Source organism: Ruegeria sp. D4, from assembly GCF_056534475.1.
The window spans coordinates 247900-261548 of sequence record NZ_JBQFPJ010000002.1 but is presented as its reverse complement, the minus strand read 5'-3'; the positions used below and the strand labels follow the sequence as shown (position 1 = coordinate 261548).

Annotated in this window: 12 protein-coding genes; 3 read left to right on the top strand and 9 right to left on the bottom strand. The window is 60.0% G+C overall.

All coding sequences use genetic code 11. The features are described from left to right. Positions 1–470: 470 nt before the first annotated feature. From ACR0MI_RS05250 to ACR0MI_RS05235, 4 genes are all read right to left on the bottom strand, one after another. Positions 471–1505 (bottom strand): NADP-dependent oxidoreductase, encoded by a 1035-nt coding sequence (locus tag ACR0MI_RS05250; RefSeq protein WP_170816863.1) that lies wholly within the window; start codon positions 1503–1505, stop codon positions 471–473. A gap of 224 nt (positions 1506–1729) precedes the next feature. Beyond that, positions 1730–2128 carry an 8-oxo-dGTP diphosphatase MutT gene (mutT, locus tag ACR0MI_RS05245; protein ID WP_170612653.1) on the bottom strand — a complete coding sequence of 133 codons (399 nt, stop codon included), beginning with the start codon at positions 2126–2128 and terminating at the stop codon, positions 1730–1732. Positions 2129–2183: 55 nt separating this feature from the next. Next, positions 2184–3410, bottom strand: coding sequence for a bifunctional glutamate N-acetyltransferase/amino-acid acetyltransferase ArgJ (gene argJ / locus ACR0MI_RS05240; RefSeq protein WP_170612655.1), 1227 nt, complete (start codon positions 3408–3410; stop codon positions 2184–2186). 5 nt (positions 3411–3415) lie between these two features. Further along, positions 3416–4264: a peptidylprolyl isomerase gene (locus tag ACR0MI_RS05235; protein WP_170612657.1), complete on the bottom strand. Its 849-nt coding sequence runs from the start codon at positions 4262–4264 to the stop codon at positions 3416–3418. A gap of 176 nt (positions 4265–4440) precedes the next feature. On the opposite strand from ACR0MI_RS05235, the gene secA reads away from it, so the two are divergent. From secA to ACR0MI_RS05220, 3 genes are all read left to right on the top strand, one after another. Further along, the gene (secA, locus tag ACR0MI_RS05230; RefSeq protein WP_170816862.1) at positions 4441–7158 is read left to right on the top strand and encodes a preprotein translocase subunit SecA; all 2718 of its coding nucleotides are present in this window, start codon (positions 4441–4443) and stop codon (positions 7156–7158) included. A 100-nt stretch (positions 7159–7258) separates the two neighbouring features. Then, a complete protein-coding gene (locus ACR0MI_RS05225; protein ID WP_170612661.1) occupies positions 7259–8188 on the top strand; it encodes a hypothetical protein in 930 nt (309 codons plus the stop codon). 24 nt (positions 8189–8212) lie between these two features. Continuing rightward, on the top strand, positions 8213–9769 hold the full coding sequence (locus ACR0MI_RS05220) for a phosphate ABC transporter substrate-binding/OmpA family protein (RefSeq protein ID WP_170816861.1): 1557 nt from the start codon (positions 8213–8215) through the stop codon (positions 9767–9769). A 19-nt stretch (positions 9770–9788) separates the two neighbouring features. Here ACR0MI_RS05220 and radC read toward each other — a convergent pair whose 3' ends face one another. From radC to ACR0MI_RS05195, 5 genes are read right to left on the bottom strand one after another with little or no spacing between them, the layout of a single operon-like run. Next, the gene (radC, locus tag ACR0MI_RS05215) at positions 9789–10544 is read right to left on the bottom strand and encodes a RadC family protein (protein WP_170816860.1); all 756 of its coding nucleotides are present in this window, start codon (positions 10542–10544) and stop codon (positions 9789–9791) included. A 35-nt stretch (positions 10545–10579) separates the two neighbouring features. Beyond that, positions 10580–11317, bottom strand: coding sequence for an ABC transporter permease (locus ACR0MI_RS05210; RefSeq protein WP_170612665.1), 738 nt, complete (start codon positions 11315–11317; stop codon positions 10580–10582). Further along, positions 11314–12042 (bottom strand): ATP-binding cassette domain-containing protein, encoded by a 729-nt coding sequence (locus ACR0MI_RS05205; RefSeq protein WP_170612667.1) that lies wholly within the window; start codon positions 12040–12042, stop codon positions 11314–11316. Before ACR0MI_RS05205 ends, ACR0MI_RS05210 begins: the two co-directional genes overlap by 4 nt. Then, a complete protein-coding gene (tenA, locus tag ACR0MI_RS05200) occupies positions 12039–12713 on the bottom strand; it encodes a thiaminase II (protein ID WP_170612669.1) in 675 nt (224 codons plus the stop codon). Before tenA ends, ACR0MI_RS05205 begins: the two co-directional genes overlap by 4 nt. Then, positions 12710–13645 carry an ABC transporter substrate-binding protein gene (locus ACR0MI_RS05195; RefSeq protein ID WP_480853822.1) on the bottom strand — a complete coding sequence of 312 codons (936 nt, stop codon included), beginning with the start codon at positions 13643–13645 and terminating at the stop codon, positions 12710–12712. The genes tenA and ACR0MI_RS05195 overlap by 4 nt, the downstream gene beginning before the upstream one ends. Positions 13646–13649: the final 4 nt, after the last annotated feature.

The following is a 13649-nucleotide window of genomic DNA, read 5'->3' as shown; positions in this document are numbered from 1 at the left end:
TGATGTTTTCTCAATTCTTACGAATTGTAACAGGGGTATAGTGGTGATCTTCTGATTTGTACAAAGCGCACACTAAGAGAAAAAATGCTTCCGGCAAAAGCGAGGCGGAGAAAAGACCGCCCATTCTTCAAATGGTCACTGACATTGCGGCGGGCTGGAGGCGGGGTGCGCGGGTGATTTGAACGGTCCCGAAACAGAAACTGCGCAAGTATTGCGAACTATGACCAACAGTGATTGCTCGGTAGCCCAAATTGCACAGGAAGCTTAATCTGGATGAATTGCCAGCCCCAGTTTCTAGGCTGCGGTCACGAGTGAATGGCCGCAGCTAGCCAAGGTTCAAAGCCGTTTGAAAACTGATGCTTAGGATCGTCGCGGATGAAGACATTAACCCCCCGCCGCCAACTGAGCCCAATAACTTCTGTGGAAGCATCTTTCGGCAAAAGGCAGCTCCGATTGAAATAGTCGGGTGCCTACGACCCGACTTTGACAACCATCTTTCCAAAGTTCCCGCCAACCAGCAGCTGATTAAAGGCCGCAGGAGCGTTTTCAAGCCCTTCCACGACATGCTCTTTGTATTTGACGGACCCATCTTGAAGCCAAGCGGTCATGTCCCGAGCAAACTCTTTGTACAGCGACAGCGGAAAACTGTCGTAGATGATAAAGCCCTGCATCTTAACCTTCATACGCAGTATGGTGCCCATGATGGCCGGTCCCATATCAGGTCCCTTTGGAAGACCAGGTAAATTATACCAAGCCACCACACCACACACGGGGATACGAGCAAAAGGGTTAAGCAGCGGCAAAACCGCGTAAAGCACTTTGCCCCCAACGTTTTCGAAATACACGTCAATCCCGTTCGGACATGCTTCGCGCAATTCGGTGGCCAAATCATCCGACCGGTGATCAATGCAGGCATCAAACCCGAGGGTTTCGACCACGTGAGCGCATTTCTCGGGCCCTCCGGCAATACCAACGACCCGGCATCCTTTCAGCTTTGCGATTTGCCCGACTGTTGCCCCGACCGGCCCAGCTGCCGCTGCCACAACGACGGTTTCGCCCGGTTTTGGCTCTCCAATTTTCAAAAGTCCTGCGTATGCGGTGTAGCCAGGCATCCCAAGTATACCCAAAGCCCAGGATGGGTTCTGCGGGTTCTTACCCAAGTTTATCACCTGAACTCCGTCGGAGATCGCATAGTCTTGCCAGCCACTGCCGGAAAGCACGAAGTCGCCTTCTTCGTAGCCCTCGAGATTGGAAGTCACCACCTGCCCAACGACCTGGGCAGTCATGACTTCTCCGATCGCCACAGGCTCGGCGTAGGACTTGGCATCATTCATGCGCCCCCGCATGTAGGGATCCAAGGACAGGTAAACCGTGCGCACCAGCATTTCGCCTTCGCCGGGCACTGGCACATCGGTTGTCTGCAATTTCAGTGTGTTGTCGTCTGGTTGACCTTTTGGTCGCTCGGCGAGAACAATTTGACGGTTGATATCCGATGTCTGTTCCATTTTGGCCTCCTTCTGTTGCCGAACCACAAAGACATTGCCACGTTATGGGCCGGTGCAGAAGGCGCGTGGCGTGAAACATGCTCTTTGCGGGAAAACTCGGGTCCGATCAATGCGACATTGGCTTTTGGCCGTGTTCCGAACATCGGCGGTGCGCTCCAAGCCGTCTCTGGGTCCGCATACCCGGCGTCCAGGCTGATCACTCTAACTGTCTTATGCATTCCACTCTACAACCAATCCCGCAGGATCGGGATCAGCGGCACATCCGCCGCAGGCATCGGGTAGCTGCGCAAATCATTCGCGCGGACCCATTTCAACGCCTGTCCTTCTTTCGACTGCGGGATGCCCTGCCATTTGCGGCAGGCAAACAGCGGCATCAGCAGATGGAAGTCACTATAGCTGTGACTGGCAAAGGTCAGCGGGGCCAGGCAGGACGCCCAGGTGTCGATACCCAGTTCTTCGTGCAATTCGCGGATCAGGGCGGCCTCAGGGGTTTCGCCGGGTTCGATCTTGCCACCGGGGAACTCCCACAGGCCAGCCATGGATTTACCCTCCGGACGCTGCGCCAACAACACCCGGCCCTCAATATCGATCAGGGCGACAGCAGACACCAACACGGTTTTCATGGTCGCAATCCCGGACGCAAAACCGGGCTCCACTTTTGCTGGAATTGCTCCGGTTTCACGAGCGATAGTCCGCGTTGATCTCAATATAGCCGTGGGTCAGATCGCAGGTCCAGACGGTGGATTTGCCCTCGCCCAGCCCCAGATCAACGGCAATGACCAAATCCTGACCTTTCATATAGACGGCGGCGTCTTCCTCGCGATAGTTGGGGCTGACCCAGCCTTTCTCGGCCACCAGAATATCCCCGAAGGAAATGCTCAGCAGGTCCCGATCCGCTGCGGCACCGGACTTACCGATAGCCATGACCACGCGGCCCCAGTTGGGGTCTTCGCCCGCGATGGCCGTCTTGATCAGCGGAGAGTTGGCGATAGCCAGCCCATGCACCTTGGCATCCGCATCCGAGGCCGCACCAGTCACGCGAATTTCCACGAATTTCGTGGCGCCTTCACCGTCGCGCACCACCTGCTGTGCCAGATCCAGCATGACGCCTTCCAGCGCCTCGGCAAACGCCGCATTGCCGGTGGCATCCACCCCCGAGGCCCCCGTCGCGCACAACAGCAGGCTGTCCGAAGTCGAGGTGTCGCTGTCGACGGTGATGCAGTTGAACGTCCGGTCCGTCTGCGCGCGCAGCATCGCCTGCAGTGCCGATTGCTCGACCCGGGCATCCGTGAAGATGTAGACCAGCATCGTCGCCATGTCCGGCGCGATCATGCCGGAGCCCTTGGCAATCCCTGCAATAGAGACTGTTTTACCATCGATCTGAACCTGCGCTGAGGCTCCTTTCGGGAAGGTATCGGTGGTCATGATGGCGCGGGCGGCATCCTCGATCGCATGACGGCTGAGCCCCGCCTTCAGCGTCTCAAGCTGAGCCACGATGCGTTCATGCGGCAGCGGTTCACCAATCACGCCGGTTGATGAGGTAAAGACCCGTTCGACCTGAACGCCGGTGGCCTTGGAAACGGCCTGGGTCACTTCTGCCACCGAGGTCTGGCCATAATGGCCGGTGAAGGCGTTGGCATTGCCCGAATTCACAACGATCGCTGCCGGTCCTTCGCTGGATCCGCCAATCTTGTCCTGACAATCCAGCACCGGGGCCGCGCGAGTCGCCGAGCGGGTGAATACCCCGGCCACGGATGTGCCCGGATCCAGCACTGCCAGCATGACATCGGTACGACCCTGATAGCGCACACCGGCCTCGACGGTCGCGAAACGCACGCCGTCGATGGCCGGAAGGTCGGGGAAGGCCGCAGGTGCCAGCGGCGACACTTTAGTGATATTGGCCAAGGGGCTTACTCCTGAATCAGATCCAGCTGCCGCATGATTTCCGGACCGGCACCTTCCAGCGCCGGACGCTCGATCTGGGCTTTCTGGGTCAGTTCGTCGATACGGGCCTGAATGGCTTCCTGCTGGATGGTCTGGGCCAGTTCATTGCGAACCTCGGCAAGTTCAGGGGCCTCGGACTTGCGCTGATCGTTCAGGATGATCACGTGCCAGCCGAATTGGGTCTGCACAGGATCCGAGATCTGGCCTACTTCCAGCTCCAGCACGGCGGCCTCAAACTCGGGCACCATGCGGCCCTTGCCGAACCAACCCAGCACGCCGCCATTGGGGCCTGACGGGCCGGTGGACTTTTCCCTGGCGAGCTCCGCGAAATCCGCGCCATCGTCCAGCTGGGTCTTGATTTCCTTGGCCTCATCCTCGGTTTCTACCAGAATGTGGCTGGCCTCGTACTCGTCCTCGCCTTCAAACTCGGCGATCTGCGCGTCATAGGCGGCCTGAATCGACTCGTCCGTCACCAGACCGCCGGTGATTTCGGCAACCGTCTGCACGGCCCTCAGCGAACGTTCCTCGTTCTTGAGTGTCAGGGCGTTGTAGGTGGAAAGGCCTTCCTGTTCCTGGCTGAGCAATTGCTGCTGGACCAGCTGCTCGACGATGAAGTCAAAGAGAACCTGGTCTTCCATCTGCTGGTATTGCTGCGGCAGGCTTGCGGCGGTGGCGATCACGTGACCCAAAGTGATCTCGTCCCCGTTGACGCGCGCAACCACAGTGGTCGCATCCGGCTGGGTCTGGGCGGCCAGTGGGAGGGCCATCACGGCGGTCAGGGCCAGCGATGGCAGAAAAGTGAGGCCTTTGGGCATTGAATTATCCTATTTCCATGCCGCGACAGGGCGCAGCGTTGACACTCTGGAACCTGCCGCTTACATCGCTTTGAAGCCTTGGACAGGGCCGCCTTTCACCCCCCGTATCTATGGGTTGCGCGCAAGGTGGGCAAGCCTGTCGCAACCAAGACAAGAACAGATCCGCTGGAGTGAACATGCTGGGACTCGGAACGCTTGCCAAAAAGGTGTTCGGAACACCGAACGACCGCAAGATCAAGGCGACCCGCCCGCTGGTCGAAAAGATCAACGCGCTGGAGCCGGAGTTTGAGAAACTGTCGGATGAGGGTCTGATCGAGAAGACCAAAGAGCTGCGCCAACGCGCGCTGGATGGCGAGAGCCTGGATGCCTTGCTGCCCGAAGCTTTTGCCAACGTGCGCGAGGGTGCTAAGCGGGCGCTGGGTCTGCGGGCATTCGACGTGCAGCTGATGGGCGGCGCGTTCCTGCATCAGGGCAACATCTCGGAAATGAAAACGGGTGAGGGAAAGACGCTGGTCGCCACCCTCCCGGCTTATCTGAACGCGCTGACCGGCAAGGGTGTGCACGTGGTCACGGTGAACGAATACCTGGCCAAGCGCGACGCGGAATGGATGGGCAAGGTTTTCTCGGCCGTAGGCATGACGACCGGTGTGATCTGGTCCGGTCAGCCGGACGAAGAGAAAAAGGCGGCCTATGCCTGCGACATCACCTATGCCACCAACAATGAGCTGGGCTTCGACTACCTGCGCGACAACATGAGGGCGGACCTGAACGACGTCTATCAGAAGCACCATAATTTCGCGATCGTGGACGAGGTCGACTCGATCCTGATCGACGAGGCGCGGACACCGCTGATCATCTCGGGTCCATCGCAGGACCGGTCGGACTTGTATACCGCCATCGATACGCTGATCCCGTTGCTGCAGGACGATCACTATTCGCTGGACGAAAAGTCGCGCACGGTCACCTTTACCGATGAAGGCAACGAGTATCTTGAGCAGCAGTTGCTGGCAAACGACCTGATCCCCGAAGGTCATTCGCTGTACGACCCCGAAAGCACGACCGTGGTGCATCACGTCAACCAGGGCCTGCGCGCGCACAAGCTGTTTCAGCGCGACAAGGACTACATCGTCCGCGACGGCAATGTGGTACTGATCGACGAATTTACGGGCCGGATGATGCCGGGCCGCCGGTTGTCCGAAGGCCTGCATCAGGCCATCGAAGCCAAGGAAGGCGTGCAGATTCAGCCCGAGAACGTGACGCTGGCCAGCGTGACGTTCCAGAACTACTTCCGACTTTATGACAAGTTGGGCGGCATGACCGGTACCGCGCTGACCGAAGCCGAGGAATTTGCCGAGATCTATGGGCTGGGTGTGGTCGAAGTTCCGACCAACAAGCCGATCGCCCGTCTGGACGAAGACGATCAGGTCTATCGCACCGCCCCCGAGAAATACGGCGCGATGATCAAGGAAACCAAAAAGGCGGTCGAGAAGGGCCAGCCGGTTTTGCTGGGCACCACCTCGATTGAAAAATCAGAGGTGCTGAGCCAGATGCTGACCAAGGAAGGCATTCAGCACAACGTGCTGAATGCCCGCCAGCACGAGCAGGAAGCGCAAATCGTCGCCGAAGCGGGTCGTCTGGGCGCGGTGACCATCGCCACCAACATGGCCGGACGCGGTACCGACATCCAATTGGGCGGCAACGTGGAAATGAAGGTTCTGCAGGCACTTGCCGAGAACCCCGAAGCGGACCCCGCCGAGCTGCGCGCGGCGGAAGAGGCGCGTCACGCCGAGGAAAAACAGAAAGTGCTTGAGGCCGGTGGCCTGTATGTCATGGCCTCGGAACGGCATGAAAGCCGCCGCATCGACAACCAGCTGCGTGGTCGTTCGGGCCGCCAGGGCGACCCGGGCCGCACCGTGTTCTACCTCAGCCTCGAAGACGATCTGATGCGCATCTTCGGCTCGGAACGGCTGGACAAGGTGCTGACAACGCTGGGTATGAAAGAAGGCGAGGCAATCATCCACCCATGGGTGAACAAGTCGCTGGAACGCGCCCAGTCCAAGGTCGAAGGCCGCAACTTTGACATGCGCAAGAACGTTCTGAAGTTCGACGACGTAATGAACGACCAGCGCAGGGTGATCTTCAACCAGCGGCGCGAGATCATGTCGACCAGTGACCTGTCGGAAATCGTGTCGGACATGCGCGAACAGGTGATCGACGATCTGATCGACGAATACATGCCGCCGAAAACCTATGCCGACCAGTGGGACACCGACGGTCTGCACGAGGCGATCAAGGACAAGCTGACCATCGACGCCCCGGTTCAGGATTGGGCCGCCGAGGAAGGCGTAGATGACGAGCAGGTGCGAGAGCGCCTGATCAAAGCCGCAGACGAGATGATGGCCCAGAAGGCCGCCGCGTTTGGTCCCGAGAACATGCGCAACATCGAAAAGCAGGTGCTGCTGCAGACCATCGACGGCAAGTGGCGCGAGCATCTGGTGACGCTGGAACATCTGCGCTCGGTCGTAGGCTACCGCAGCTATGCCCAGCGCGATCCGCTGAACGAGTACAAGAACGAAAGCTTTCAGCTGTTCGAAGGGATGCTGGACAGCCTGCGCGAAACCGTGACACAGCAATTGTCGCGCGTTCGCCCGCTGACCGAGGAAGAGCAGCGTGAGATGCTGGCCCAGATGGCGGCGCAGCAGGCCCAGGCGCAACAGGCGGTCGAACAGGCCGCCGGTCAGGCCGAAGCAGTCGCTGAAGCCGACGCCTCGGGTGATGCCCTGCCCGGATTTGACGAAAGCGATCCGGCGACCTGGGGTAACCCGTCGCGCAACGACCGCTGCCCCTGTGGATCCGGAAAGAAGTTCAAACACTGTCACGGCAGGCTGACCTAACGTCACCTAAATTCGAACACAATGACTTCGCGTCGCGGTCACAAATTGGCCGCGATTGACCGGGAAAGTGTGACTCGCTCCTTCAACTGGGGAGGGTGTCTTGTTCGTTGTAAGAAACTACGTGACCATGGGTGGCACTGTCGTCTGCGCGCTCGCCATCGGTTACCTGATGCAGAATGGATCTGCCGCGCAACCTGATGGAAGTCAGGCCGGTATCTCTGTGGCTTCTGCCGCAGGACAGCCTGTTGGGCTGGCCGGGCTCGAGCAGTTCGCGCTTACCTCGTCTTCTGCAAGCACCGCGTCACTTTCTGCTCCGGCACCCTCGCAACGCAGCCTGCAACCCGGCCAAACCGGCCCCGAAGTAATGACCGACTGCAACCTGAGCGCGCGCGCCACCGCAGTGCCCGGTGCCGCGGCAAGGTTGATCGTCAAGGCCCCCTGCCACGCCAACCAACGGATCGAGGTTCATCACAGCGGGCTGGCCGTTTCTCAACAGACGGATGAAAACGGCGCCTTGGATCTGACGATGCCGGTGCTGTCGGAATACGCGATTTTTCTGATTTCCTTCGACGATCAAAAAGGTACGGTGGCAACAACGCACGTGCCGGACATAAGCCAGTACGACCGCGTCGCGCTGCAATGGAAGGGCACGACCGATCTACAGATTCACGCGCTGGAGTTTGGTGCCAGCTATGGCGGTGACGGGCATGTCTGGGCGGACAGCTCGGCAACGGGTGTCGGCGAGGTTGTCCATATGGGCCAGCCGGGTCTTGGCACCGCGCAGAATATCGAGATTTATTCCTTCCCTTCCGGCCAGTCTGCGCAATCGGGTGCCATCGGCCTGACGGTCGAGGCTGACGTGACCAAGGCCAATTGCGGCTCGGATCTGAGCGTACAGTCGCTGGAACTGCGCGCCGACCGCCGCCTACGCTCACGCGATCTGGTGCTGAACCTGCCCGACTGTTCGCAGGTCGGAGAGTTTCTGGTGTTGAATAATCTGTTCCAAGACCTGACAATCGCGGCAAAGTAAACCGCAGGCAGGCTCGAAACTCCTATGACATCCTTACGTGCAGCAGTGGCTGCACTTTTTCTGGCAACGCTGGCGCCCGGTGCCCAGGCGCAGGACATCACGCTGACCTCGCATGACGGCAAGGTCGAGGTAACTGGAAACCTGCTGGGATATGATGGCGAGTTCTATCGCATCGACACCCAATTCGGTGAACTGACGGTGGACGGGTCCGGCGTGACCTGCGATGGCCCCGCCTGCCCCAATCTGACCGATTTTGTGGCAGAGGTCCGGTTCTCCGGGTCGTCCGTCATGGCCGAGAAAGTCATGCCTGCCCTGATTCTTGGTTTTGCCCAACAAGAAGAGTTGTCGGCGACCCCATCACGGATTGACTCGGCAACCTTTGCCTACGAGCTGTTTCAACCCGGGCGACCCAGACCTTTGGGGCGGTTCTTCTTTCGCGTGGGCAATACAGGCCGGGGGTTTTCCGATCTGAGCGCGAATGAAACCGATATCGTCATGGCCTTGCGCGAAATCCGTCCGGGTGAGCGACTGGCTGCGGAAGACGCCGGGATGGGCGATCTGACAAAAGCGCGGCGATCCCGGGTTGTGGCGCTGGATGCGATGGTGCCTGTGGTGTCCGCCGTCAACGCAATACGACAGATCTCGCCCACGGATCTGGCACGCGTGTATTCCGGCGAAATCCTGAACTGGGCCGAACTGGGCGGGGCCGATGCGCCGATTGCGCTACATCTGCCGGACATAGGATCGGGCTTGTCCCAGGCCTTCGAGGATCAGTTGCTTGCGCCCGCTGGCGTGGCGCTGTCCGACACGGTCCTGCGGCATGGGCGCAGCAACGACTTGGTTCACGCAGTGGCCGAGGATCCGTTTGCCATCGGAATCGCCAGCCGGGCCGAAGCTGACAAGGTTCGCGCGCTGCCGCTTGCCGGGGGCTGCGGCCACGCGCTAACGGCGACCCGGCAATCGATCAAGACCGAGGATTATCCGCTAACCTCACCTATGTTCCTGTACCTGCCGTCATACCGCCTGCCCCGGATCGCACGACAGTTTCTGGCCTATACCCAAAGCCCGGAAGCTCAGATGGCGATACGGCAGGCCGGTTTCGTGGATCAGGCACCCGAGACCATGCGTATCGGATTGCAGGGGGACCGCCTTGCCAACGCAATCGCAAACGGCGGGGACGAAGTTGGCCTGGACAGCTTGAAACAGATGATCGAAACGCTGCGCCCGATGTCACGCCTGTCGCTGTCTTTCCGGTTCGAGGCCGGGTCTTCGCGCCCGGATGCCCAGTCCCGCGCGAACATTCTGCACTTGGCGCAGGCGCTTGAGGCCGGTGACTACGAGGCCCGAAAGCTGACCTTCGTGGGATTCAGCGATGGTGACGGGCCAGCGGCGGGGAACGCCCGCATTGCGCTATTGCGGGCCAAAACAGTGCGCAACGCAGTTCTGGCCGCTGTTGAGACCGCGATCCCAGACAGTGTCGAAATCTCGGTCGAAGGGTTCGGCGAAGCCATGCCCATGGCCTGCGACGACACCGAATGGGGCCGCAAGATCAACCGCCGGGTCGAAGTCTGGATCGAGTGACTTCGAATCCCACCGACAGCTACAGATAGCCGTGCGACCGGAAACTCAGCTCTGTCGATTTTCCGATGATAAGGTGATCGTGCAGCACCAGGCCAAGCGCTGTACAGGCATCATGAATGCGATTGGTCATGTCGATGTCGGGCTGTGATGGCGTGGGATCACCTGACGGGTGGTTGTGCACCAGGATCAAAGCCGAGGCATTCAGTTCCAGCGCCCTTTTCGCCACCTCGCGCGGGTAGACGGGAACATGGTCCACCGTGCCCTTGGCCTGTTCCTCATCCGCGATGAGGACGTTCTTGCGATCAAGGTAGAACACGCGAAACTGCTCGGTCTCGCGATGGGCCATGGTGGTGTGGCAATAATCCAGCAATGCGTTCCAGCCCGAGATCACATGCCGTTGCATCACCCGTGCGCGGGCCATGCGATGGGCGCAGGCTTCCAGAATCTTCAGATCCGTGATCACGCTGTCGCCGACACCCTTGATCTGTCGCAACCGTTCTTCGGGCGCGGTCAGCACCCGGTTGAAGTCGCCCAGTTCGTCCATCAGGGCCCGGGCCAGGGGCTTTACGTCCTGTCGGGGGATCGAGCGGAACAGGACCAGCTCCAGCAGCTCATAATCCGGCATCGCTGCAGAACCGCCAGACATGAACCGTTCGCGCAGCCTTTTGCGATGGTCCTTGATATAAGACGGCAACCGGCCTGCCGGCAGCGGCTGCACCGGGGCTTCGTCGTTTTCAAAAAGCATCGGGGCTTCGGCAAAGGCGTCGTTGGTCATACGCGCAGACTGGCGCAGAATTGCTTTCCGAAACGTTAACGCACCTCACCCGCCATGCGCGCCGTGGCGCGGTGCACCACCATGTGCAGCAGGATCGAAAATACACCCAGCGTCAGCATGGCCGCGAACATCAGGTCCGTCTTGGCCCGCCCGTTGGCCAGCAGCATCAGGTTCCCCAACCCCCCGGACGAGCCACCGACCCATTCTCCGATCACGGCCCCGATGGGTGCGTAGACAGCCGCCAGCCGCATCCCCGAAGCCAACGAGGGCAGGGCGGCCGGTATTCGGATATGCCACAAAACTGCGCGCGGGCTGGCCTGCATGGTGCGTGCAAGGTCCAGATATCCGGCCGGAGTGCGCATCAATCCATCAAAAAAGGATGACGTCACCGGAAAATAGATGATCAGCATGGCCATTGCCACTTTCGACCAAAGATCAAACCCCAGCCAAAGCGTCAAAAGCGGTGCCAGGGCAAAAACCGGCAGGGCTTGCGTGAACACCAGCAAGGGTCGCACCAGGATCCGGGTCATGCGCGAACTGGCCAGCGAGACGGCTGTGACAACGCCCAAGGTTACACCAAAAACGAAGCCGGTCAGAACCTCGATGGCCGTCACCCAGGTGTCCTTTGCGATGATCCACCGGTTGTCCCACCATGTTTCGGCGACAATGGCCGGGCCGGGCAGGATGAATTTCGGCCAGCCCGTGAAGGTGACGATGCCCTGCCAGACGACAAGGGCAAAAAGCGCGGCCGCAAGCGGAGACAGGTATTTCATGCTGCCTCCTGTCTCAGCAGGCGCAACAATGCGCCTTGCGTGGCCAACGAGTCCGGGTCGTCCACTTTGCGGGGGGCCGGAGCCCGGGGCGGCTGGCATTTGGTCAGCCCGGGCCGGGTCATGACAACAATGGTTTGCCCCAGCCGGGCGGCTTCGGCCGGATCGTGGGTGACCAGCAAAACGGTGCGGCCCAGCAACACCTCGGCCGCGAGATCCTGCATATCGGCGCGGGTTCGGGCATCAAGGGCCGAAAACGGCTCGTCCAGCAATACGAAAGGGCGGCCCTCCATTAGCGTTCGGGCAAGAGCCACGCGCTGGCGCTGACCACCTGACAGTTCCGACGGTTTCATGGTCAGGTGATCCCAAAGGCGCATCCGTTTGATCAGACGGTCGCGCCGGTTCAGATCGGCCTTTTCCCCCCTCAACTGTGCGCCCAGCGTGATATTCCGAGCCACACTTGCCCAAGGCAGCAACAGATCGTCCTGCGCCATGTACGCGACACGTTCTGGCACCGGCAAGCCATCGTCGGCCGTGATTTGCCCCGAGAACTCCGCCCCGGTCTGCAATCCCGCGATCAGGCGCAGGATGGTGGTTTTACCGACGCCGGAACCGCCCAGAAGACAGGTCCATTCCCCTGCCGCCATTGTAAGCGAAAGCGGCGCGAACAGGGTCGCGCCTCCGATTGTGGCCTGTCCGCTGATGGTCAGGGCAGGGGCAGACATCATGGCGTCAGGCCCATCTGCCAGAAACTGACTTCAAGTTCGGTCGCGGTGCGGAACGTCCGGCTCAGGCGGTCCCAGCGAGGGGAGGCTTCAAAATCTTGACCAATGCGCCATGTTAGAGCCTGATCGAGCAACTCGCCAACCGCCTTGCATGCAGCGTGATAGTCTTCGCTGGCATAGGCGTTGATCCAGTCCCGATAGGTTTCGGACGTGGCCTCGGTTGCCAGACGCGCGCCAATCTCGCCATAGCCCATGACGCAAGGCGCAAGCGCTGCCAGCAAGTCCAGCAAGTCACCGCTGTAGCCTGCCTCGAGCACAAAGCGCGTATAGGCCAGGTTCTCGGCACGCTCGGGCGTCGCAAACAGGTCCTGCTGTGAAATGCCCGCAGCCTCGCAGACACCGATATGCAGTTTCATCTCTTCGCTGATCAGACCGTTCACCGTGCGCGAGGCGGCCAGCATCTCTTCGTGGGTTTCCGATTTCACCACCGCAAGCGCCCAGGCACGGGCAAAATGGATCAGAAATACACAGTCCTGCCGCAGATAGTGAAGGAATGCCGCGCGCGGAAGCGTTCCGTCCTTCAACCCTTCGACAAAGGCGTGGCGGGTATAATCCCGCCACGGCCCCTGCGCCGCATCGCGCATCAGCGCGAAGGCCTTGCCATATTCATTCATTGCGCAGTCACGTCGATGGCGATGGCGCTGACCGGGTTGATGCTGTCGATCATGCCGCTGTCTTTCAGAAAAACCTCGAACCGGGTGTACCGACCGGCATTGAGCCCGGCCGGGCGCAGGGCAAAACGCGGCAGCGTGTCGAACCAGGCACGGGCATTCAGCTCATCCTGCAGCTCGGGCGAGGTTGCTGCGAAGATTTCCCAGCCTTTTTCGGGGTTGTTGACGATGAACTGTGTTGCCTTTTCCGTCGCGGCCAGAAAACGGGCGACCTTGTCGGTATCCATTGTGTCCGGGTTCGCGACATAGATCAGTTCATCATAGGACGGCACGCCCTCTTCCTCGATATAGAAGCAGGTGCCGGGATGGTCTTCGATGTCCATCTGGTTCAGCTCGAAATTGCGGTAGGCGCCGATCACCGCATCTACCTGCCCCGACATCAGCGACGGCGAAAGCGAGAAGTTGACGTTGATCATTTCGACATCGGCCAGTGCGACGTCATATTTGCCCAGAACGGTGCCCAGAACCGCCTCTTCCACGCCCGCGACAGAAAAGCCGATTTTTTTGCCCTTCAGGTCTGCCGGGGTTTTGACCGGGCCATCTTCCAATACCAGAAGGCAGTTGAGCGGGGTCGCGACTAGCGTGCCGACACGTTTCAGGGGCAGACCCTCGTGGATCTGCAGGTGCAGTTGCGGCTGGTAGGATACAGCCAGATCGGCCTGCCCCGCAGCAACCAGACGCGGCGGTGCGGACGGGTCCGCAGGCGGGATGATTTCAACTTCAAGCCCCTGTTCGGCGAAATAGCCGTTTTCCTGCGCCACGATAATGGGGCCGTGATCGGGGTTGATGAACCAGTCCAGCAAAATGGTCATCTTGTCGTCAGCCCAGGCCGGCGCAGCGGCCAGCAGCGATATGACTGTGATCAGTTTCTTCATAACT

Bases quoted from the DNA above. Each gene is read 5' to 3' on its own strand.
- ACR0MI_RS05235 (WP_170612657.1), bottom strand. From the start codon at position 4,264: ATGCCCAAAGGCCTCACTTTTCTGCCATCGCTGGCCCTGACCGCCGTG.
- ACR0MI_RS05205 (WP_170612667.1), bottom strand. From the start codon at position 12,042: ATGATGTCTGCCCCTGCCCTGACCATCAGCGGACAGGCCACAATCGGA.
- ACR0MI_RS05210 (WP_170612665.1), bottom strand. From the start codon at position 11,317: ATGAAATACCTGTCTCCGCTTGCGGCCGCGCTTTTTGCCCTTGTCGTC.
- ACR0MI_RS05250 (WP_170816863.1), bottom strand. From the start codon at position 1,505: ATGGAACAGACATCGGATATCAACCGTCAAATTGTTCTCGCCGAGCGA.
- ACR0MI_RS05220 (WP_170816861.1), top strand. From the start codon at position 8,213: ATGACATCCTTACGTGCAGCAGTGGCTGCACTTTTTCTGGCAACGCTG.
- radC (WP_170816860.1), bottom strand. From the start codon at position 10,544: ATGACCAACGACGCCTTTGCCGAAGCCCCGATGCTTTTTGAAAACGAC.
- ACR0MI_RS05195 (WP_480853822.1), bottom strand. From the start codon at position 13,645: ATGAAGAAACTGATCACAGTCATATCGCTGCTGGCCGCTGCGCCGGCC.
- tenA (WP_170612669.1), bottom strand. From the start codon at position 12,713: ATGAATGAATATGGCAAGGCCTTCGCGCTGATGCGCGATGCGGCGCAG.
- mutT (WP_170612653.1), bottom strand. From the start codon at position 2,128: ATGAAAACCGTGTTGGTGTCTGCTGTCGCCCTGATCGATATTGAGGGC.
- secA (WP_170816862.1), top strand. From the start codon at position 4,441: ATGCTGGGACTCGGAACGCTTGCCAAAAAGGTGTTCGGAACACCGAAC.